Origin of the sequence: Brevibacterium sp. VCM10 (assembly GCF_000583215.1) — a bacterium.
In the GTDB taxonomy this organism is placed as follows: Bacteria; Actinomycetota; Actinomycetes; order Actinomycetales; family Brevibacteriaceae; genus Brevibacterium; species Brevibacterium linens.
Window position 1 is genome coordinate 15,833 of sequence record NZ_JAJB01000055.1, and the last position, 21,265, is coordinate 37,097.

A 21,265-nucleotide genomic window follows, 5' to 3' on the forward strand; every position below is an offset into this window, starting at 1 on the left:
TCGAATTGTGTCGGATTCCGTTAGAGACGAACAGTTCCCAGAGCTCGGAGATGTCTTCGCCGAGTGGAAGAAGCAGGCTGCCCATCTGGGCGGTCGCGACACCATGCTTCATTTCCGGGACTCCCGTGACGGCAGCATCGACCTCTCCGGCGCCCACCCCTCCGGCCTGGCGCAGCTGCTGGCCGGACGCGCCACCCGGCTCTCCAGCCTCATCCGCGACCACGACATCCTCACCGATGCGCGCCGTCGCGCGAAGTCCATCCGCTCGAAGGCGGAGCAGCTCGACAACGAACGCGGCATCCGCACCGCACACCTGGCGATCGGATTCGCCTCGTGGACGGAGAAGGACGCGAAGTACAAGTTCAACGCGCCGGTCGTCATGCGCCACATCACGCTGGTGCCTCGCGGATCCCGCGTCGAAGACTACGAGATCGTGCTCGACAACGAGATCACGATCAACCCGGCGCTCGTTCAGCACCTGCACGCGGAATACGACCTCGAGGTGCCCGTCGACGACTGGGTCGACGCGACCGGTGGCCCGCACGGCTTCGACCCGGGACCGGCCCTCGACCGCCTGCGCGATCTGGGGCAGAGCGTGCCCGGTCTGCGGATCAACCACCGCCTGATCATCTCGACGTTCGCGAACATCGCGAGTCCGTTCTCCACCGACTACCTGCCCACCCAGCACCCCGTGCTGCGGGCGCTGGCCGGCGACGAAGACGTGCGCGCCTCCCTCGGGGGCCCCTCCTACGTGCCGCAGCCGGGAGTCCTCCCCGACGAGAAGATCGCCGCAGCAGAGGAAGCCGAGAAGAAGCGATCCGAAGCGAAGAGAGCCGCCGACGCCGTCGACGAGACGGAAGCCGATGGTGCATCCGATGCGGCCGAGAGTCAGACGAAATCAGCGCCTGAGGCGAAGAGCACGGACACTGCAAAGGCCGAGGCAGACGACAGCATCGCCGAGGCGTCTTCCGATACTGCTGGAATGTCCGCTGGCGAGTCGGCGACCGGTGGCGAATCAGCGGCCGGCGACGAGAAGGCGGGCGCCGACGACGAGAAGGCGGGCGCCGACGACGAGAAGGCGTGCGAGAAGACGTCGGCCGATGCGGACGCCGGTGCCGCTGCCGCTGCCGGCACCGTTCCCGCTGGCGGCAACGATGATGACGAGGACTACGGTCAGCCGACCGTGCCCATCACCGACGAACCGCTCGATGTGGCAAAGCCGAGAACCGGCACCGAAGCCGCCAGTGCCGAACCAGCTAGTGCCGAAGCCGCCGGTGACAAGGCTGCCGGTGGCAAGACTGCCGGTGACACGTCGGCCGACGGCGAGGAGCCGTCGACGACTGACGCCGAGGAAACGTCGTCGACTGACGCCGAGGCCGATTCGGCCGTCGAGTCCGAGAAGAGTGCGCCGGCGATCGATGCTGCCGCAGCCACAACGCCCGATGCCGCAGCCTCAACGCCCGATGCCGCGGCCAAGGCCGATCCCGGCTCCGATAGGGCCGAGTCCGACTCAACTGCAGACGGCGAAGCGCCACCAGCATCCGCGACCGGCGGCGACGGCGAGGACGTCGTTCCCGCCGCACTCCAGGAGCCGATCACTCCGCTTCCCGACCGGAAGCCGCAGGAGGAGTTCCTCGTCATCGACGTCGACGGAGACCAGCAGGCTGTCGTCGACGCCGCCGTGTCCGGTCACTCCGTCGTCGTCGACACCCCACCCGGAACCGGCGCCACCCAGGTCGCCGTCGCCGTGGCCACCACTCTGGCGCACACCGGCAAGAGCGTGCTCTTCCTCGCTCAGACCTCCGATGCGCTCGACGATTTCTCCGCCCGCCTCGGCGAGGTCGGACTCTCCGACTTCGCCGTCGACACCCGTGCCGGCACGGAAGACATCCGCAAGCAGCTCATCGGTCTCATCGGCTCGGCCGAGAAGTCCGAACGCCCGGACCTCTCCCGTCTGCTGACCGAACTCAACGAACAGCGCGCGACCCTGGCCGACCACGTCTCCTCCCTGCACCGCAGGCGCGAGCCGTGGGACGTCTCCGTCTACGAGACCATGCAGCACCTCGCCGAACTGACCTCCGGCGACAACTCCCCGCAGACGCCGGTGCGCTTCGACGACGACATCCTCGGCGCCAGCGATGACCGCCGGAACATTCTGCGGGGCAAGCTCGGCGAACTCGCTCGACTCGGCGCATTCACCCTCGACGTCGAAGACACCGTGTGGTTCGGCGCCGACCTCAAATCCGTCGAGGAGGCCGAAGCCGCACGCACGGTGGCCGAACGCATCGGCCGGATGATCCCCGACCTCGTCGCGGCGACCGAACCGGTGCTGCAGAAGGCGAAGCTCAACCCGCGCCGCAACATCGACGACTGGTCCCGCGCCATCCGCGTGCTCCTGCGCGTGCGCAAGACGCTCGACAACTTCGCCCCCGATATCTACGACCACCGCCTCGACGACCTCATCGCCGCCACCGGCACACCCGAATATCGGGTCGAAGTCGGCGTCGAGATGGGAATGATGCAACGTCGTCGACTGAAGAAGTCGGCCGCGGAGTTCCTCCGCCCTGGCGCCGAGGTGACTGACCTCCACGCGGCCCTCATCGACGTCCGCGCCCAGCGAGTCATCCTCTCCGATCTCGCCGGACACGACGGCCGCCCGCAGATCCCGCGCGGCGTCCTCGAAGCCGACGAGATCCTCCAGAGCGTCGAAGCCGATATGGCCAAGCTCGCTCCGATCCTCGAGACCACCCCGGACGGCGGCGACCTCGGCTCGATGCTCATCGAGGAGCTTCAGGCACGTGCCGAAGCGATGGGCAGCGACTCGGAGAACCTCGCGGAACTGCCCGAACGTTCCCGCCTGCAGCGTGAGCTCGACGGTGAGGGCCTCGGCGACCTCATGGCCGATCTGCGCCGGCGCAAGGTCGACGAGTCACTCGTCGGTCCCGAATTCGACCTCGCCTATTGGGCCTCGGTGCTGCAGACCATGGCCGGCGAAGATCCCGCGATCGGCCGCCACGACGGTGACGCTCTCCACCAGGTGGCCGAAGGCTTCCGCGAGAACGACCGCGCCTTCGTCGCCGCCGGCGCCTCCCGCCTGCGCTATAACCATGCACAGGCATGGAAACGCGGAATCGACTCCGACCCCATCGCCGCCGGAGTCATCAAACAGGAGCTTCTGTCGAAGCACACCTCGGTCAACCGGATCTCCACTCAGGCACCCGAACTGCTGACGACTCTGGCACCGGTGTGGATGGGCAGCCCGTACACGGTGCCCGAACTCTTCTCCGCCCTGCCGCTCTTCGACGCGGTCGTCATCGCCGACGCCGGACGACTGTCGGTCGCCGATGTCGTTCCCGGAATCACCCGCGCCCGCCAGGTCATCTCGCTCGGCGACTCCCGGCTGCTCGGACCGCGCCCGTTCTCGGTCGCCGTCGATCGGTTCGGCATGGACGATGGGAAACATCCGCGATCGGTGCAGGACCGCCTCGGCGAGTTCCTGCCGCGGATGCGGCTGTCGAATTCCTATCGACTGTCCCCGGTCGGACTCATCGACCTGGCCAACCGGCATTTCTACGATTCGACGATTTCGACGCTGCCGACCGCGCACACCGGTGAGGGCAGCGGCCTCGAATTCTCCTATGTCGCCGACGGCCGAGGTCCCACGGACATCGGCACCGGTCGGGTCGAGAGCCCCGACGCCGAGGTCAAACGGGTCGTCGACCTGGTGCTCAAACACGCGCGGAACCGGTCGCGGGAGTCACTGGCCGTCGTCGCGCTCACCCCGCATCACGCTCAGAGGGTGGCCACGGCGATCTCACGGGCGATGAAAGATCTGCCGTATGTGGCGGCGTTCTTCAACGACTCGACGAAGGAGCCGTTCGTCGTCACCGACGCCGAGCGCGTTCAGGGCATGTCGCGCGATGCCGTGATCTTCACCCTCGGCTTCGGCCGCACCGTCCACGGACGGGTCATCCACGACTTCGGACCGCTGTCCGGGCCGGACGGGCGACGCATCCTCGCGGCCACGATGACGCGGGCCCGGAAGCGGCTGACTCTCGTCTCGAGCATCGAGGCCGACGACTTCGACCGCAGCAAACTCAACGGGGGAGCGGTCATGCTGCCGCGCCTGCTCGAGGAGATCGCGACCGGCGGCGTCCACCAGCCCGGACCGCACGGCGAGATCTACGATCCGCTGATGGGTGACATCGCCGATCGGCTGCTGCAGCTCGGCGTCGTCGCGCACGAGCATTACAACGGCATCGATCTGGCCGTGGCGAACTCGACCGAGGATGAGCACGGAATGATCATCGCCGTCGCCGGCGACGGACCCGAGTACGCCTCGATGCGCAGCCTGCGTCAACGCGACCGGGTGCTGCCCGAACAGCTGAGCCGCCGCGGCTGGAAGTTCATGCGCGTATGGTCCACCGATGCGTTCGTCGACCCGCAGACCGAGACCGAGAAGATCTTCGCGGCGTGGCGAGCGACCGTGGAGACGATGAGCCCGCAGGCCGTGCTCAATGCGGCACGCGCCGCCTCGGTGGTCGTCGGCCGCACCGGCAGCCGCCCGAAGCTCGTGCCCGGTCTGCCGATGCACAAGTACTCCGCCGAGGGCCTCGACCAGATGATCGACTGGATTCAGTCGGATGCGGTGGTCCGCGGCGACGGCGAGATCAAGGATCTGCTGCGCACCGCTCTGGCGCAGAAGGGCAATACCAGCCGAGGCGACTCCCAGCTGCAGGCCGCCGTGGATCGGTACCGCGAACGCCATGCTCAGGCGAAGAAGGTCACGGGCGCTGAGGTGTTCATCCCGCGGTCGAACTCTGACGGGCCCGTCGAAGACGACATCCTGCCGACCTTCGACACCGGCAAGATCCGTGCCGATGAGCTCCGGTCGGCCGGTCTCGTCCAGACCGCAAGCAACGACCAGGTCCCCGAGGCGGCCGATGGATCTGCCGGCACCGAAACTCTCGGTGCGGGGCCCGACGGCACCGATGACAACGGCGCGGATTCGGCTGAGGACGAGCGCGGCGGGACCGCCTCGGCGAAGTCGGGGTCGAAGAACGACGATGCCTGACCGGCCCTCCGGCGCCGAGGATGCTGATCGCGACCGAGAACCGGTCGACAGCGACCGCGGACCGACTGGTCCCAGTGACGACGGGGCCTCCACTGATTCCGACAGCACATCGTCAGGTTCTGACGATGCCGAGGCCGACGGGTCTCGGAAGGCCCGGATCGCAGCGGCGAAGCGGCGATACCGAGCGACTCTGCGCAACGAAGCCGATACCGGTGGTGGCGGCTTCAGCGAGGACTACTACCGTTCGCAGAAGCCCCCGCACTGGTCGTAGCCTTCTCTCCGGCGATTGCTGCGGCCCTGTCTGAACGCACCACTGATTTCTCCGGCCACAGCCCTCGACAGGGTTCAGGTGCGCAGAAGGCCCGCTCTCAAGCGAGAGCGGGCCTTCTGCGTGATCGGCTGGTGATCAGTGCCGCGGAGGCTGGTTCGGATCGACCGGGCCGTCGGTCGCAGGACCCTCGGCGGGGCCGGTGACGGAAGCGGTCTGGTTGCGCAGGATCTCGCGGATGTCGCCGAGCAGATCCTCGGTGGTCGGAGGAACTTCTTCCTCTGGAGCTCCGCGCTTGCGCAGCTCGTTGAGCTTGTTCATCGGCACGATGATGATGAAGTAGACGATGGCGGCAACGATGAGGAAGTTGATGGCCGCAGTGATGACCGCACCGAGATCGATGGTGGTCTCGGGGACGTTCTCCTTGATCCGGAACGCCAGAGCCGGACCCTCGGCGCCACCGACGGCGGCGATGAGCGGGTTGATGATCTTGTCAGAGAAGGCGGTGACGATGGCGGTGAATGCGCCGCCGATGATGACCGCGGTTGCGAGTTCGACGACATTCCCCTGAAGAATGAAGTCCCGGAATCCCTTAAGCATTAGAGAAACCCTTTCGGTGTGTGATCACTGAAATTCTGCTGATGAATAGCTCAATTATGTTCTAATAGTACACACGGGTAACACATTGTCAGCAGAAATATTCTGCGAGTCTGATCATCGTATCGGCGCATCAGGGAATCGGAATGACAGACGAAAGCAGGCTCGGCATGTTCAGCAGTCGCCGGCCGCCGCGGTTCAACAGGATCGATGACCCTCAGCTGGCAGGCCGGTGGCGGGGATCAGCGGGGAAGGATAGCAAAGCTGATCGGGAGTCCGGCGAACTCGGCGACACGTCTGGCATCCTCTGCGGAGAGGATGACGGAAACAAGTTGGCCTGACTCTGAGGTGATTCCTTCGGGTTTGTCGACGAGGCGGGCGATCGTCACCTCTTCGACGACGATTTCCGATCCGCCGTCGGGAAGGGACGAGAAGAGGCGGATCTTCTGCCCGGGTTGGAGCAGCGCGGCCGAGGCGTCATCGGCCAACCGAATCGGCATGAGAAGGTCACGGCTGCCCTTCGGCAGCGCCTGCTGATCGAGCACGGTCGACGAGGTCAGCGGTGACCCCTTCGACAGGCCCGCCGAGGTGGCACGCCCTTTCACCTCGTCAACAGACCTGAATGCCTTGTCGGGGACCACGTCGGACGGGAACTGAGTGAGTGTGAGGTCGTCAGCCTTGAGTTCGGTGCCCGGTGCCAGATCCGACTTCGCGACGACGATCGCTGTTCCCCCGTTGTTCGGCGTGAGTGTCCACACGGTCAGAGCGCAGGCAAAGGCCAGGCAGATGGCGGCGAGAACGCGCTGGGGCCGAATGCGCGACGATCGTGTCCGGCTGGGAGACGAGGTTCGGATGCGGTGGAAGAAGCCCATGCACCGAGCCTGCGGCGCCGTGCGGGCGACGGCAAGGGTGGAGAACTCGCCTGTGGACAGTTCGTGCCGTCCACAGGCGATCGGTGTCTGAGTGAAGGGAGCCGACCCGGTGGAACAGCCAGTCGACTGGCGGCCCTGCCGGAGCGCCGGCGACCGGGGCCGGAATGCCGAGAGCCGGAGCGGTCAGCTCGCGGCTGGAGTGCTCGCCGCCGTAGAGGAGCTCGACGACGAATTCGACGTCGAGGAGGTCGAGGTTTCCTTCGCCGACGAGCTCGAGGACTCCTTCGAGGAGGAGTCGGAACTCGAGGAGCTGACGGTGCTCGACTTGCTCGAACGGGAGTCGGTGGCGTAGAAGCCGGATCCCTTGAAGCTGATGCCCACAGCGCCGAAGACCTTCTTCAGGCGGCCCTGGCATTCCGGGCAGACGGTGAGCGAGTCATCGCTGAAGTCCTGATGAATATCAAAGGCGTGACCACAGCTCTTGCAGGCGTAGGAGTAGACGGGCATTCGAGACCTTTCTTCGACGACAAGATTATAGTGCACAGGAACCTCCTCGGAGCACCGGTCCGCGATATGCACAAGATTATCCACATATCAACACGCGCGAGTGGGCGCTGATTCCCGACGATCAGGCCGCGAAGATGTGTGTTCCCTCCTCGGTGACGGCCGCAGGGATGCGCAGGTCCCAGTCCTCGGCGACGAGGCCCGGCAGATCGAGCTCCTCGGCGAAGCACACCCCGACGATGCGGGGCTCCGAATCGGCAGCTCCCGAACCGTCGGGTCCTGAACCGAGGGGTTCCGCCCCGTGTGGGCCGAAGGTCCTGTCGTAGAAGCCGCCCCCATTGCCCAGGCGGGCGCCGTCGGCGCCGAAGCCCAGGGCGGGGACGAAGATGAGGTCGAGGCCCACGGCAGGGGAGAGCAACTGGGCGGCGGTCAGCAGCGTGCCGTCCTGGGCCGGTTCGCGGATTCCCCATCTGCCCTGCGGTCTCAGACTGGTCATCGATCCAGTGACCCGGCCGAACATCAACGGCTCGCCCACTGTCGTGACGACCGGCAGGTAGGCGGTGCCGCCTGCGGCGAGGAACCGATCGAGCGCCGGGTCGAGGTCCGGCTCTCCGGGCAGTGCCGCATAGGCAAGGAGCGAGCGAACCGGTGCGTTCCGAATGAGCGTCCACGCGGCGTCGGCCACGGAGCATGCAGGTGCCACGGTGTCCGGGGCCGCGGCGGAGGCCGGGTGCGGGGTCGAGTCCTGGGCCGCCTCGGGGGGAGTGACCTGCGGCGACGCCATCGTCGTTGACGACGATGCGGCGGGAGTCGCCTCGGCGACGGGTCGTCTGGCGCGAGCGGCGCGGATGCGGGACCGCAGCTGCGCCTTCGAAGTTTCTGGGTCCACGCATTTCAGACTAACCGGGGTGGGCGGATTCGTTAAGATGACTTCATGAGTGATGAAGCGCAGCGCACCGTTCGCAAGGCCGTGATCCCCGTCGCCGGTCTCGGAACTCGGTTCCTCCCCGCGACGAAGGCCACCCCCAAGGAGATGCTCCCCGTCGTCGACAAGCCGGCGATCCAGTACGTCATCGAGGAAGCCGTCGATGCCGGTCTGCAGGACGTCCTCATGATCACCGGCCGGAACAAGCGTCCGCTGGAGGATCATTTCGACCGGGTCGACGGGCTTGAGGCGGCACTCGCTCAGAAGGGCGATGACAAGAAGCTCGCCGCCGTGCGCCATCCTTCTGAACTCGCCGATATCCACTATGTGCGCCAGGGCGATCCCAAGGGACTCGGGCACGCCGTTCTCAAGGGACGCCAGCATGTCGGCACCGAACCGTTCGCGGTCCTGCTCGGTGATGACCTGATCGACGAGCGCAGCCCGATCCTGCCGAAGATGATCGAGGTCGCGGAGAAGACCGGCGGCAGCGTCGTCGCGCTCATGGAGGTCCCGCCCGAAGCGATCCACCTCTACGGCTGCGCGGCCGTCGAGACGACAGAAGATGACGAGGTCGTCAAGGTCACCGGCCTCGTCGAGAAGCCCGCCACCGAGGATGCTCCCTCGAACTTCGCCGTCATCGGCCGCTATGTGCTGGCTCCGGAGATCTTCGACGTCCTCGAGACCACGAAGCCGGGACGCGGCAACGAAATCCAGCTCACCGACGCCCTGCAGGAACTCGCCGGAGACGACGAGGGCCACGGCGTCTACGGAGTCGTGTTCAAAGGCGCTCGCTACGACACCGGCGACAAGCTCGATTACCTCAAAGCGGTTGTGCAGATCGCCTGCGACCGCGAGGACCTCGGCGACGACCTCAAGGCGTGGCTGCGCGACTTCGTGCCGACGCTGGACTGAGTGCCGACACAGGAGTGGGCCGACCGACCTGGTAGCCCGTCCGGGCCGACCGACGTGGTGCGGCTTGTCCGAGCCGACCGTCCTGGTTCGGCCTTTCAGGGCCGACCGACTTTGAACCCGAGAGCGAGGGCAGCCGCGTGTGGCCTGTCATCCTGACTGATCGACAGTCCGATATCGTGCTGCGACCGCTGCGCCGCCGTGACGAGGAGGCGTGGCGAGAGGTTCGCCGATTCAACCGCGACTGGCTGCGCTCATGGGACGCGACCCTGCCCGCGCCGGGCCAGGAACTGCCGGGGTTCCGCACGATGGTGCGGATGCAGGACAAACAGGCCAAGCGCGGACAGACGGTGCCGTTCGCCATCGAGGTCGACGGGAGCTTCCGCGGCCAGATCACCGTGTCGGGACTGAGTTGGGGCTCGATCCTGTCCGGGCAGATCGGGTACTGGATCGACTCGCGGGTGGCAGGACGCGGAATCACCCCGGTCGCTGTGGCCATGGCCGCCGATCACTGCTTCTTCGCCCTCGGACTCCACCGGATAGAGATCAACATCCGCCCGGAGAACACAGCGAGCCTGCGTGTGGTCGAGAAGCTGGGCCTGCGCGACGAGGGGCTGCGCGAGAAGTACATGCACATCGACGGACAGTGGTGCGACCACCGCACGTTCGCCCTCCTCGCCGAGGAGGTCCCGCAGGGGCTGCTCGCTGCGTACCGGCACGGCACCGGCGGGTGGTAGGCGCGCCGGTCCGGCGGGTTCAACCACCACCTGGGAATTCGGTGAACTTCACTCTAGTTTGACCGACACACCTCGCGCCTTCACGACTTCCCCGATGCCTGCAATTTAGGGTGGCATTGTGGACACCAGCATCATCGTCGTCATCGCAATCGTCGTGGTCTTCGCCGTTGCTGTGCCCGCAATGATTCGGAAGTCCGCGACGGATCTCTCGCGCGTCGAAATCGATACGGTCCCTGACAACGCCGCTGTCGTCTCCGCCGAGACAGCCGTCCCCGGACACGACCATTCGGAGCGCATCCAGGTCTTCCACGACAAGCCCCGGAAGGTGCCGTCGGTTCCGACCCCGGACATCTCGGAAGAAGCCGAAGCCCCGAAGCTGAGTCTGTCGGCCTCCGGCCCCGAGTTCGCCGTCATCGACGGTCACGCCGATGCGCACACCAGCCCCGAGACTGCCGAGCACACCCAGCTCGATGTCCTTCCCGTTGCAGTCGGTGAAACCTCCTCCCTGTCGAGCGACCACGGTGTCGGCGGTCGCATTGTCGGAATGTCCAGCGTAGGCGTCGGCACTGACACAGGATCTGGTGCAGGAGCTGCCGCCGACAACGTTCGACTGCTCCACCCCGCCGTCCACGCAGTCTTCGACGACAGCGGGCGCTCCGCCGGGCAGTCGGACCGACAGAGTCGTCCACTTCAGGCACATCCGCCGCACGCGACAGACGCCGGCCGCGACGCGTCGGCGAACCGGACACGGTCGATCAGCGCCGGTCCGGCCCCATATGGAGGCGGACCACGCGAGGACCGGTCCCGGACGGGACGCGGCGGCCACCTCGGCGAGGGGACGGCCAGCACCCACGGACACGACCGACAGATTTCCAATCCGACCATCGGAACCGACGAGGAACATGCGATGACTGACCAAGCCACGACCCTGCGGGAGTCACTGAAGTCGCTGAACACCATGGTCAGGGGCTTCTCCCTGGTCTTCCTCGCCTCGGTCCTCGGCATTCTTGTGTCGAGTGTGCTCGCGGCCTTCTCGGTCGTTCACATCGCCTTGGCCGGGGTCTTCTTCGGACTCGCGGTCGTCACTCTGTTCCTCGTGCGCACGCTCAACCTGCGGAAGCGGGACACGAAGAAGAAGCTGCGACGCCTGCAGGAGGCAGCCTGGTCACGGACGGCCAAGCCGGTCCGCGCCACCCAGTCGGAGCGGTCCTCCGCGCCGGCACGCACCAGTCACCAGGACGGCACCAGCAAGCCGGAGCGTGTCACCAAGCCTGAGCCGGCCGGGCAGCCGACTGACACGGCACGAGCGACTGCCACGGCACGATCGAAGTCGAGTGGTGCGCCTGCAGCAGAGACGCAGATACCGGCCCGCACGGGTGCGAATGCGCAGACCGTTGCCGTCAAGCGGCAGCCTCGCACGGCACCCGCACCGACCTCGAGCGGCACCGCTGCCCGGATCGCCGCAGCGGCGCAGGGAACGGGCGCGGCGGCGAAGGCCGCGCAGGCACGCGCTGCGATGAACCGCTCCGCCGAGGCGAAGAAGTCCCGCGAAGAGGCCGACACCGGCGAGATCCCACTTGTGCGCATCCGCAAGGAAGCCGGCGAAGGCCACACCACACGCCAGGTCCTCCTCACCGGACCGATCCCGGTCGTGAAGGAGAACGCCACCGGGGACAGTGACTCCACCTCCGCCGAGGCGACCGCTGACTCCGAGACCGCGTCGACTTCGCATTCCGCTGTCACGGCAGCTTCGACCCAGACGGCTGAGACCAAACCTGAGCCGACGGACACCACGACCGCTGGCGAGAACGATGCCTGGGCCACCTCGGCGACGTCCGCGGAGAAGGCCCGGGCCGAAACGACCGGGGGTACGGTCTCGCTCGGTGCCGACCTCGTCGCTGAGTCCGACGCCGACACAGCCGACCGGGAGGACGCCGATGCGGATGTGCACGCTGCGCTGAACGCGGCGACTCGCACGGTCGATGACCCGTTCATGCAGCGCCTGAAGTCGCGTGACGGATGGTCGCCGACCCCGCTGCCCGTTCCCAGCTACGTCGACGCCCCCGAAGCCGAGCATCCGGTGCCTTCGGCGTCGGCGGCTGATGCCAGCTCGTACGAGACCGAGGCTCGCAGTCGTGAGGACATCGCCGCTGAGTTCGCCGAAGAGCTCGGCTACCGGCCGGAGCTCAGCGACTCCGCCCGCGAGGACGGTCCGCTCGGCCACGGACGCAAGGCGATTCGCACGACGAAGGCCGCCGACCTCGGCGCCGTCAACGACGTCCTCGCTCGTCGTCGCGCCTGATCCCCCGAGGCGGCTGAGTTTCGGGCGGCACAGAATTCGCGATGCAGACGCAGAAGCCCCGCACAATCCGTGCGGGGCTTCTTCACGTCAGGGGTGATGGTGTCCAGGGTATGTCGCGGCCAGCACAGTTCACGACAGATAGCATCCGTTTGAAAGCGTGCTATCTGTCGTCGATGGTGCTGCCGGCGATCAGGCGCTGAAGACGAACCAGCAGATCGCGTCGCGCCGTGCCTGATCGTCCAGTACGAGTTCGCGGACATCGGTCGGCAGCTGCTCGCGCTGCCAGTCGCGTTCGGCACGACCGGCCGCGAGGTCGTTGCCCGACCGTCCGCGGGCCGCTTTGATCGCGTAGGCCGCCGCCCCGAGGTCGTGCTCGGCGACGTGTCCGACGCAGGCCGCCTGTCCCGCCGCATAGGCTGCGAACCGGGCGAGCCCACGCAGGGATCGAGCGGCACCCATGGCATGACCGCCGAGGGCACGAGCCTCCATCATCGGCATCTCACCGGCTGCCCACGCCCGTGCGGCGGCAATGGCGCTGCGTGGTCGCTCATCCTCGGGGCAGGCGGATTCGAAGTACGGCAGGACGTGTTCCGCACAGTCGGCGGCCCACAACGCGAGAAGCCGGTGGTCGGCATCGGTCAGCGAGCCGCCTCGGCGAATCGTGATCATCCGCGGATCGCGGACCTCCGGCAGGATCATGGGCGGAACCGGACAATCAACCTTGCGGTGGGGCAGCTTTTCGTCATTGGGAGCGCCCGCCGAAGTCCTCAGCGATCGACGCTGCGACGGCCTGCAGGCGTGGGACGACGTCGTCCTCGATCGAGAGTCCACGCAGATGGGACGTGTGCAATGAGACATTGAGTGCGGCCAGGGTGGTATCGCCGCGGCGGACGGGCACGGCCAATCCTCGCAGCCCCTCGTCGAGCTCCTGAGATACGAGACACCATCCCTGTTCGCGGATGCGCTCGAGCTCCTTGCCGAGCTCCTCCCTGGAAGACACTGTCCTGTCAGTGAAAGTGGAGATCTCGGTGCGGTCGAGGAAAGCCTTCCGATCCGTCGACGGCAGCTCGGAGACGAGGATCCGGCCCATCGACGTCGCCCAGGCGGGCAGTCGATTGCCGAGATTGACGGTGACGGTGTGGAGCCGCGGGGCCGTGGCGCGGGCGATGTAGACGATATCGTCCTCATCGAGGATGCTCAGCGTCGCGGATTCGTCGAAGTCGTTCGCGAGCCGGTTGAGATGGGGCTGAGCGATCTTCGGAAGGTCGAGCCCGGCGAGAAAGCCTGCACCGATGTCGAGCACGCGCGGGGTGAGCGAGAACTGGGTGCCGTCACTAATGAGATACCCGAGATCGACGAGCGTGAGAAGGAACCGGCGGGCCGCGGCCCGAGTCAGACTCGTCGCTTCGGCAACCTGAGTGACCGTCAGACGCGGATCGTCAGAAGTGAACGCCAACAGCACCGACAGCGTCTTTTCGGCAGACTTCACGTAATGGTCGCCGGTCGACGCTTCTGCTTCTGAATTCTTCTCTGACTTCACCGTCCCAGGGTATCGGCAAGGTCCGATCCATATTGCATTGTGCGCTAAGCGCACATATGTACGGTAATCGCACATTGTGATATTGTGATCTGCGACAAGCACGAGCACGCCCTCATCGCGGAGGAACCGCGAGGCCATCATTCGAAGGGGAATGTCATGTCAGCACCGGACAACACACAGGCGGGAGCTTCCGCGGAGCTCAAGCGGGCCAGGCGAGCCGCTGCCGGTTCGTTCATCGGCGCCGTCGTCGAATGGTACGACTTCCTGCTCTACGGAATCGTCGCCGCGCTGGTCTTCGGGGAGCTCTTCTTCCCCGACTACAGTTCCCACGCCGGAACGCTCGCCGCATTCGCTACCTTCGGCGTCGGTTTCATCTTCCGCCCGCTCGGCGGCATCATCTTCGGCCACTTCGGCGACCGCCTCGGTCGCAAGTCCATGCTCGTGTGGACGATGACGATCATGGGTGTGGCTACCGCTCTCATCGGATTCTTGCCGACCTACCAGTCCGTCGGCTGGCTCGCTCCTGCCTTGCTGGTGCTGCTGCGTTGCATCCAGGGCATCGCCGTCGGCGGGGAATGGGGCGGTGCCGCGCTCATGGCCGTCGAAAGCGCACCGTCGAAGCTGCGGGCCTTCTTCTCCAGTGGAGTCCAGATCGGCTATTCGTTCGGACTGCTGCTGGCCACCGGGCTTGTAGCCCTGCTCAGCAGCAATTTCTCCGCCGAGGCCTTCCTCGCTTGGGGATGGCGCATTCCGTTCTTCTTCAGTGCCGTCCTCGTCATCGTCGGGCTGTGGATCCGTGCCGGTGTCGAGGAGTCCGAGGAGTATGTCGAACGCGTGAAGAATGCGAAGACCGACAAAACCGCGAAGCTGCCGATCCTCGAAGCCTTCAAACGCTATCCCGCACAGATCTTCCAGATCGTCGGCCTGCGGTTCATCGAACTGCTGACCATGTACATCGTCACGACCTTCGCACTGTCCTATTCGACAGAGCAGCTCGGCCTCGATCGGCAGGTCATGCTCAACATCACCCTCCTCGTCGGCGGTCTCGGCATCGTCACGATCCCCGCCTTCGCCTACCTCTCCGACCGCTACGGACGCCTGCGGGTCTACCTCACCGGAGGGGTTATCGGCCTCGTCAGCGCCGTCCCGTTCTTCCTCTTCCTCGAGGCCGGGAACATCGTCGGCATCGTCATCTTCGCAGTGCTGCTCATCAACATCGCTCACGATGCCGTCGTCAGCGTCCAGCAACCGCTGTTCGCCGAGATGTTCAGTCCCGAATTCCGCTACAGCGGAGCGGGAGTCGGATACCAACTCGCCAGCGCGATCGCCGGCGGCTTCACCCCGTTCATCGCGACGTTCCTCGTCGGACTCGGCAATGGGACCTGGTACCTCGTGGCGGCCTACCTCGGCGGCGGCTGCCTCATCTCGATCTCGATCGCCATGCACCTCGTGCGCAAATGGCAGATCGGCCGCCGCTCCGAACGCTCGACTGTTGAGTCCACTCAGGTCGTGTCGGCTTGATGGCTCGCCACCCCTCTTTCGCCGCCGCCATGCCGACCGCTGAGCAGCGAGCCGGATCGGAGTCTGCCTCGAGCGGATCGATCCGGTCAGTCGAGATCACCGCACCTGGTCGCGTCGAAGTCATGACCCGTACGGGTCCGCACGGTTGCCCCGCGGAAGGGCATGTGAGGGTGCGAATGCTCGCAGTGGGGATCTGCGGCACCGACCTCAGCCTGGCCTCCGGTTCGCGGACGCCTCCCGAGCTGCCGTGGCGGCTCGGCCACGAAGGCGTCGGAGAGATCATCGAGGTGGGGCGCGGGGTCGAAGAGTGGGCGATCGGCGACAAAGTCGCGCTTGAACCCAACATCACCTGTGGTCGGTGCGAGTACTGCCTCCGCGGCATGACCTCAGCATGTGCCTCCCGGCTGAGCGCCGGCGTGCTCACACAGCCGGGATTCCTCGCCGAGGTGCTCGACCATCCCAGCGGATTCTGCCACCGCGTGCCGGCTGGGATACCTGTGGAGCGAGCCGTGTGCGCCGAACCGCTGACGGTAGCGGCATCGGCGATCCGCCGCACCGAACTGCAAGGAGGGGAAGACGTCCTCGTCATCGGTGCCGGAGCCCAGGGCCTTTTGGCCACGCTCATTCTCGTCGACCGCGGCTATCGTCCACTGGTGAGCGAACCGGACGAGACTCGTCTGCAGCTGGCGGTCGAACTCGGGGCCCGGGCCTTCGTCCCCGGCGCCGGCCCAGCACCTCAGACCGTCATCGATGCGGCCGGAGTACCAGATGGGCTCGCCGCCGTTGTCGACCAACTGTCTCCATTCGCAAAGGTCACGGTCGTCGGAGAGGATCAGGACCGCCTCGGCGCGTCGACGTTCGACATCGTCCAGCGGCAGCTGAGCATTCGAGGCTCTTTCATCTACGAACACCCGCAGGACATGGCGACCGCGGTCGCCATGCTCGAGACGCTGCCGACCGAGGCGATCGTCGGGACTGGACTCTCGCTCGACGATGCACCCCATCTGCTCGGTGCCAATGTCTGCCGTCGGCCCGGGGTCAAGCAGTGGGTGGACCTGCGCGACTGACTGTCGCGGGGAGCGTCGAGGGAGTCAGCCGCAGCCGAAGATCGCGCGCAGCAGCGGACTCCGGTCTCGTGTCAGCTGCGGGGCAGGGCCACGTACTTGACCTCGAGGAACTCGTCGATGCCGACGCGTCCGCCCTCGCGGCCGAGGCCGGACATCTTCACTCCGCCGAACGGCGCCGCCGGGTTCGAGACCAGGCCGGTGTTGAGCCCGACCATGCCGACCTCCAACTTGTCGGCGAGTCCGAGGGCGCGTTCGACGTTCTCGCTGAACAGGTAGCCGACGAGGCCGAACTCGGTCTCATTGGCCAAGGCGATGCCTTGTTCGTCCGTGTCGAAGGTGACGATGGGGGCCACGGGGCCGAAGATCTCCGTCGTCCGGATCTCGGCGTCATCGGGAATGTCGGTCAACACTGTCGGGGTGTAGAAGAAACCGTCGCCGTCGATCCTGGTTCCTCCGGTGAGGACCTTCGCTCCCTTGGCTACTGCCTCATCGACGAGGCCGGCGACCTTGTCGCGGGTGTCCTGGTCGACGAGCGGGCCCATCTCGGTTCCTTCGTCGAGGCCGTTGCCCACCTTCATCGCGCCGATGCGTTCGGCCAGTCTCGAGGAGAACTCCTCGGCGAGAGAGGAATGGACGAACATGCGGTTCGCCGCGGTGCAGGCCTCACCGCCGTTGCGCATCTTCGCGACCACCGCGCCTTCGACGGCCTTGTCGATGTCGGCGTCGGCGAAGACGACGAACGGCGCGTTGCCGCCGAGCTCCATCGATGTCTTCATGACGCTGTCGGCGGCCTGCTTGAGCAGGCCCACCCCCACCTCGGTGGACCCGGTGAATGTGACCTTGCGGGCGATGCCGGACTCCATCCAGGCAGTGACGACGCGGCGCGCGGAGTCGGAGGTGACGAGGTTGAGCACGCCGGCAGGCAGGCCGGCCTCGACGAGGACGTCGACGAGCATGAGCGAGGTCAGCGGAGTCAGCTTCGCGGGCTTGAACACCATCGTGCAGCCGGCGGCGACGGCGGGTCCGATCTTGCGGGCGCCCATGGCCAGCGGGAAGTTCCACGGGGTGATGAGAATGCAGGGTCCGACGGGCTCGCGCGAGATGAGCATGCGGTTCTTGCCGTCCGGTGACTGCGAGTAGTCGCCCTCGATGCGCACAGCCTCTTCGGAGAACCAGCGGAAGAATTCGGCGCCGTAGGTGACCTCGCCCTTGGACTCGGCGAACGGCTTGCCCATCTCGGCGGTCATGACCGCGGCGATGTCGTCGGCGCGGTCGTGCAGCAGTTCGAAAGTCCGGCGCAGGATCTCGGAGCGTTCGCGCGGCGAGGTGGCTGCCCACTCTGCCTGTGTGTCACCGGCGACCGCGATGGCCTCTTCGGCATCGGCGGCGGAGCCGTCGGCCACGGTGGTGATGATCTCGCCGGTTGCGGGATTGCGGACGTTGATGGTCTTGCCGCCCTCGGCCGCGCGCCACCGGCCGTTGATGAACAGGCCGGTGCCAAGTTTGTCGATGATCGGGGTGATGTCCACGACGCGTCCTCCTTGAGTGTCGTCGGTGCAGAACCGCGTGGTCGGCGTGAGAACGTCCCCGCCGCAGTACCGGAGCGCGGCCGCTTCCAGTCTAGTGCTCTTCGGCCCGAAGCGTCGTGGGGAATTCGCCGCCGACGCCCGTCCCGTGGGGGACTCGTCAGGTGGGGGACTCCTCAGGCGGGGGACTCGTCGGGCCCACCGGCTGCTGAGCCGCCGTCGACCGCCGAAGCGCGGGCGATTATCGACAGTGAAGCGTGGGCGAGTGCACTGATGGCGATGAGCTGGCGGTTGTGCATCGTGATGCCGCGGATCACTCGGAGGCAGACTTCATCGCGACTGAGCTCAGTGCCGATCGGTCGGATGTTGTCGCGGGCCGTTGCGGCGATGGCTCGGCACTGATCGACGACCGAATCGGCGCTGACGGAGTAGCTGGCGGCATCGACCATCTCGAGGGTTCGAGCTACGGCTGTCCGAGCGGCGGACTCTTCAGCCGGCCGCAGACGATGGGGGAGGGCGCGAGCAGTATGCGCACCGCGGACGAGGGCGCCGGCAGCGAACCGCTGACGCCCCCGACACTGAGCGACGCCGGCCCGGTCACTGCGCCGTGACGAGACCGGGCAGGGAACTGACGAGACGGAACCGGGTCCTCAGGCGACGAATTTGTCGAACTCGTCGTTCTTGGCCAGGAAATTCTGCACATAAGAGCACGTGGTACGGAACTTCAACCCCGCCTCGGCGCTGGTCTCGAGGGCATAGCGGACCAGCTTGGCCGCCAGGCCGCGACCGCCCCACTCGGGCGAGACCTCGGTGTGGGTGAAGATGCGCACCGGACCGTCGGCGGTGTCATCGGCACTCGCCTCACGGTCGACGTAATCGGCGACACCGATGACCTTGCCCGCGTGGGAGACGGTGAAGCGTTTGGCTGCGGCATCCTCGGCGATGGTGAAGGTCTCTCCCGAGATGTCGATGTCCATGATCGTTCCTCCCGAATGTCGGTGCCCCGAATGTCCGTGTCGGCGGCACTGCGCGATGGTCGTCGTCGATCGGCTGACGCTCGTCGCCGTCCTGACAGTTGACACTATAGTTCTGTTTCTGAGGACGCGACTAGCCTGATCGGATGACTAGCCTGGTCAGTCGCAGCTGCACGGACGATTGTGAAGGAGCCCCACCCATGACCGCACAGCCTTCGGCCTCCCCGGTCGACGCGCACCGCCAGAAGCTGCGCGCAGTCGGCGTCGAGATCGCCGAACTGACGTCTGCCGACATCGCCGACTATGTCGAGCTCGTGTCCTCGGCCTACCGCGGCGAGGGGTCGAAGCAAGGGTGGACGACCGAGGCGGACCTGCTGGGCGGACAGCGACTCGACGGCCCGATGGCCGAGGACATGCTCGCCGAGGCGGACTCCCAGATCCTGCTCGCCCGCGATGAGCAGGGCCGCGCCGTCGCCAGCGTCTACGTGCGCGAGCCCGACGACGGAGCCGCCTACCTCGGCGTGCTCGCCGTCTCTCCGCTGGGGCAGGGCAAAGGCGTGGGGTCAGCGCTCATCGGCCTCGCCGAGGCATGGGTGGCCGAGCACTGGGGCGCGACATCGATGCGGATGAGCGTGATCAGCAAACGCGAGGAACTCATCGCCTACTACGAACGTCGCGGCTACTCGCGCACCGGAGAAGTCGAACCCTTCCCTTACGGCGACGAACGCTTCGGACTGCCGAAGGTCGACGACCTCGAATTCGTGCTGCTGTCCAAGCCCCTGGGGTGAGGGGCGGCTTCGCCGAGAAACGGGCTGAGCGTCGAGAAACGCATGTGCACATCCGTTTCTCGACGCTCAACCCGTTTCTCGATGAACTCAGCCTCAGAACATCATGGCGGGAACGACGAGGCCGCCGACGAGGGCGATCGGCCCGATGACGACCATCGACATGCCGAACTTCACGAGGATGCGCGTCAGTCGCGGCTTGTCCTCGACCGGGGCGGTCGCCACGACCGTGGCACCCAGCGTCGAGAACGGTGAGACGTCGACGACGGCCGAACACACGCCCAATGCCGCGATGAGCGCCCAGCCGGGCACCCCACCGGCCGCGATGAGCGGCAGAGCCAGCGGCACGAGAGCCGCCAGGATGCCCGTCGTCGAGGCGAACGCCGAGACCAGGCCCCCGACGACGCAGAGGACGAAGGCCGCGATGAGCGGCGAACCGATCGCCTCGGCGCCCTCACCGAGCAGGTCCACAGCGCCCATGTTCTGCAGCACGCCGACGAAGGTGATGATGCCGCCGACGAGCAGCACGGTCGGCCAGTCGATCTTCGGGATCGCGGCCTTGCCCGTCTTCGGGTCGACGAGCGAGAGGATCGCGCCGAACATGAAGCACAGCAGGCCGATGTCCGGTTCCTGGCCGAGTGCCGCGAGCACCACCACGGAGCCGATGAGGCCGACCATGAAGATCACGGTGAGGATCTGAACGAAGGTGAACGGAGAGGATTCGCCCGCCTCGTCGGTGGTGGAGGAGTCGAAGAGCGCTTCGTCCTCGTCATCCTCACCGAAGGCCACACTCGACGCCGAGGCGGAACCGCGGGAAATCGTCGACTGCGCGCTTCCGGCGTGCGCCCCGCCCGAAGCATGCGCAGAGGCTGCGACCGTGGTCTTCGAGAACAGCGACCGTCCGTACATGAAGTATGCGACGGTGAGCATGACGAGGTAGACGGACACGGCGATGCCGAAGAGCAGGAACGGGGAGAGGTCGATTCCGGCATCGTGCGCGGTCGAGTACGTGACGATTCCGTAGAGGCTGGTCGGGGCGAAGCCGCCGGCGCCGATGGCGAAGCAGATCGCCAGGCCCATGAGCGCATAGTCGACCCCGTACTTGCGGGCGACCTGCATGCCCACCGGCATCATCACCAGGCCCGCCAGCGGAGCGCCCATGGCCGCAATGCAGCCTGTGATGACGAAGAACACCGCGGGCAGCAGCGCCGCCGAGGATCCGACGCGTTCGAGCGCCCAGTCGATGATCTTGTCGACCGTTCCGTTCTCCTGCGCGATTGCGAAGAAGTAGGTCACGCCCGCCAGCAGGATCATGATGCTCAAGGGGAATTCTGCGACGATGTCGTCAACCGCCATATCCGTGAGGAGGAGCCCGGTTCCGGCTGCGCCGACGAGCATGAGCACGCCGATCTGCACCCCGCGGACCGCGCCGATGGCGAAGAGAGCGATGAAGATGAGCAGAGCAATGATCTGAGTGAGCATGATGTCCTTGCGAAGGCTGAAACGACACTGAGTATCGCTGGCTGATCCGCTGAGAGACACTACCAGTGTTACCGGCGGGTAGTGCTGAGGCGTGTCCGACCTGTCGGAAAGTCCCGATAGACGGAAAATCCTCGCCGAGGCGGCCCGTGGGCAGGGGGATCGTCTCAGAACTACCTGACGGC

18 protein-coding genes and 1 pseudogene are annotated in these 21,265 nt (G+C 66.3%); 9 read left to right on the forward strand and 10 right to left on the reverse strand.

Features of this window, described 5'->3' with window-relative positions:
* Positions 1 to 7 precede the first annotated feature (7 nt).
* Both AD89_RS0115360 and AD89_RS0115365 read left to right on the forward strand, forming a co-directional pair.
* Positions 8 to 5,074, forward strand: coding sequence for a DUF4011 domain-containing protein (locus AD89_RS0115360; RefSeq protein ID WP_025780347.1), 5,067 nt, complete (start codon positions 8 to 10; stop codon positions 5,072 to 5,074).
* Positions 5,067 to 5,345 (forward strand): hypothetical protein, encoded by a 279-nt coding sequence (locus AD89_RS0115365; protein ID WP_025780348.1) that lies wholly within the window; start codon positions 5,067 to 5,069, stop codon positions 5,343 to 5,345. Before AD89_RS0115360 ends, AD89_RS0115365 begins: the two co-directional genes overlap by 8 nt.
* Positions 5,346 to 5,480: 135 nt before the next feature.
* Here AD89_RS0115365 and mscL read toward each other — a convergent pair whose 3' ends face one another.
* Together mscL and AD89_RS0115375 are read right to left on the reverse strand one after the other, a co-directional pair.
* A complete protein-coding gene (mscL, locus tag AD89_RS0115370) occupies positions 5,481 to 5,942 on the reverse strand; it encodes a large conductance mechanosensitive channel protein MscL (protein ID WP_025780349.1) in 462 nt (153 codons plus the stop codon).
* A gap of 239 nt (positions 5,943 to 6,181) precedes the next feature.
* Positions 6,182 to 6,811, reverse strand: a complete 630-nt coding sequence (locus tag AD89_RS0115375; protein ID WP_025780351.1) for an SAF domain-containing protein — start codon at positions 6,809 to 6,811, stop codon at positions 6,182 to 6,184.
* A gap of 109 nt (positions 6,812 to 6,920) precedes the next feature.
* Between AD89_RS0115375 and AD89_RS20580 the strand changes: the two genes are divergently transcribed.
* Positions 6,921 to 7,163 (forward strand): hypothetical protein, encoded by a 243-nt coding sequence (locus tag AD89_RS20580; RefSeq protein ID WP_331279731.1) that lies wholly within the window; start codon positions 6,921 to 6,923, stop codon positions 7,161 to 7,163.
* Positions 7,164 to 7,225: 62 nt separating this feature from the next.
* On the opposite strand, the pseudogene AD89_RS20585 reads toward AD89_RS20580, so the two are convergent.
* Positions 7,226 to 7,318, reverse strand: a pseudogene (locus tag AD89_RS20585) (FmdB family zinc ribbon protein); the annotation flags it as partial.
* A gap of 121 nt (positions 7,319 to 7,439) precedes the next feature.
* Positions 7,440 to 8,204, reverse strand: coding sequence for a 5-formyltetrahydrofolate cyclo-ligase (locus AD89_RS0115385; protein WP_025780354.1), 765 nt, complete (start codon positions 8,202 to 8,204; stop codon positions 7,440 to 7,442).
* 45 nt (positions 8,205 to 8,249) lie between these two features.
* Here AD89_RS0115385 and galU point away from each other — a divergent pair, with 45 nt between their 5' ends.
* From galU to AD89_RS0115400, 3 genes are all read left to right on the forward strand, one after another.
* On the forward strand, positions 8,250 to 9,152 hold the full coding sequence (galU, locus tag AD89_RS0115390) for a UTP--glucose-1-phosphate uridylyltransferase GalU (protein WP_025780355.1): 903 nt from the start codon (positions 8,250 to 8,252) through the stop codon (positions 9,150 to 9,152).
* A gap of 137 nt (positions 9,153 to 9,289) precedes the next feature.
* On the forward strand, positions 9,290 to 9,886 hold the full coding sequence (locus AD89_RS0115395) for a GNAT family N-acetyltransferase (protein WP_025780357.1): 597 nt from the start codon (positions 9,290 to 9,292) through the stop codon (positions 9,884 to 9,886).
* A gap of 118 nt (positions 9,887 to 10,004) precedes the next feature.
* Positions 10,005 to 12,188, forward strand: a complete 2,184-nt coding sequence (locus AD89_RS0115400) for a hypothetical protein (protein WP_025780358.1) — start codon at positions 10,005 to 10,007, stop codon at positions 12,186 to 12,188.
* Between the two features lie 189 nt (positions 12,189 to 12,377).
* On the opposite strand, the gene AD89_RS0115405 is transcribed toward AD89_RS0115400, so the two are convergent.
* Entirely contained in the window at positions 12,378 to 12,887 is a 510-nt protein-coding gene (locus tag AD89_RS0115405; protein ID WP_025780359.1) for a putative immunity protein, read from the reverse strand.
* 43 nt (positions 12,888 to 12,930) lie between these two features.
* Positions 12,931 to 13,728: an IclR family transcriptional regulator domain-containing protein gene (locus AD89_RS0115410; protein WP_025780360.1), complete on the reverse strand. Its 798-nt coding sequence runs from the start codon at positions 13,726 to 13,728 to the stop codon at positions 12,931 to 12,933.
* Between the two features lie 156 nt (positions 13,729 to 13,884).
* Between AD89_RS0115410 and shiA the strand changes: the two genes are divergently transcribed.
* A complete protein-coding gene (gene shiA, locus AD89_RS0115415; protein WP_051505282.1) occupies positions 13,885 to 15,249 on the forward strand; it encodes a shikimate transporter in 1,365 nt (454 codons plus the stop codon).
* Positions 15,250 to 15,371: 122 nt separating this feature from the next.
* Complete coding sequence (locus tag AD89_RS0115420; protein WP_269320693.1) at positions 15,372 to 16,316, forward strand: zinc-dependent alcohol dehydrogenase; 945 nt, start codon at positions 15,372 to 15,374, stop codon at positions 16,314 to 16,316.
* 71 nt (positions 16,317 to 16,387) lie between these two features.
* On the opposite strand, the gene AD89_RS0115425 is transcribed toward AD89_RS0115420, so the two are convergent.
* The 3 genes from AD89_RS0115425 to AD89_RS0115435 all read right to left on the reverse strand — a co-directional run bounded on the left by AD89_RS0115425 (position 16,388) and on the right by AD89_RS0115435 (position 18,819).
* Complete coding sequence (locus tag AD89_RS0115425; RefSeq protein ID WP_025780365.1) at positions 16,388 to 17,845, reverse strand: NAD-dependent succinate-semialdehyde dehydrogenase; 1,458 nt, start codon at positions 17,843 to 17,845, stop codon at positions 16,388 to 16,390.
* 173 nt (positions 17,846 to 18,018) lie between these two features.
* On the reverse strand, positions 18,019 to 18,291 hold the full coding sequence (locus AD89_RS0115430) for a hypothetical protein (RefSeq protein WP_025780367.1): 273 nt from the start codon (positions 18,289 to 18,291) through the stop codon (positions 18,019 to 18,021).
* 201 nt (positions 18,292 to 18,492) lie between these two features.
* Positions 18,493 to 18,819 carry a GNAT family N-acetyltransferase gene (locus AD89_RS0115435; RefSeq protein WP_025780368.1) on the reverse strand — a complete coding sequence of 109 codons (327 nt, stop codon included), beginning with the start codon at positions 18,817 to 18,819 and terminating at the stop codon, positions 18,493 to 18,495.
* Between the two features lie 197 nt (positions 18,820 to 19,016).
* Between AD89_RS0115435 and AD89_RS0115440 the strand changes: the two genes are divergently transcribed.
* Positions 19,017 to 19,604, forward strand: a complete 588-nt coding sequence (locus AD89_RS0115440) for a GNAT family N-acetyltransferase (protein ID WP_025780369.1) — start codon at positions 19,017 to 19,019, stop codon at positions 19,602 to 19,604.
* Positions 19,605 to 19,697: 93 nt separating this feature from the next.
* Here AD89_RS0115440 and AD89_RS0115445 read toward each other — a convergent pair whose 3' ends face one another.
* Positions 19,698 to 21,083, reverse strand: coding sequence for an SLC13 family permease (locus AD89_RS0115445; protein WP_025780370.1), 1,386 nt, complete (start codon positions 21,081 to 21,083; stop codon positions 19,698 to 19,700).
* Positions 21,084 to 21,265: the final 182 nt, after the last annotated feature.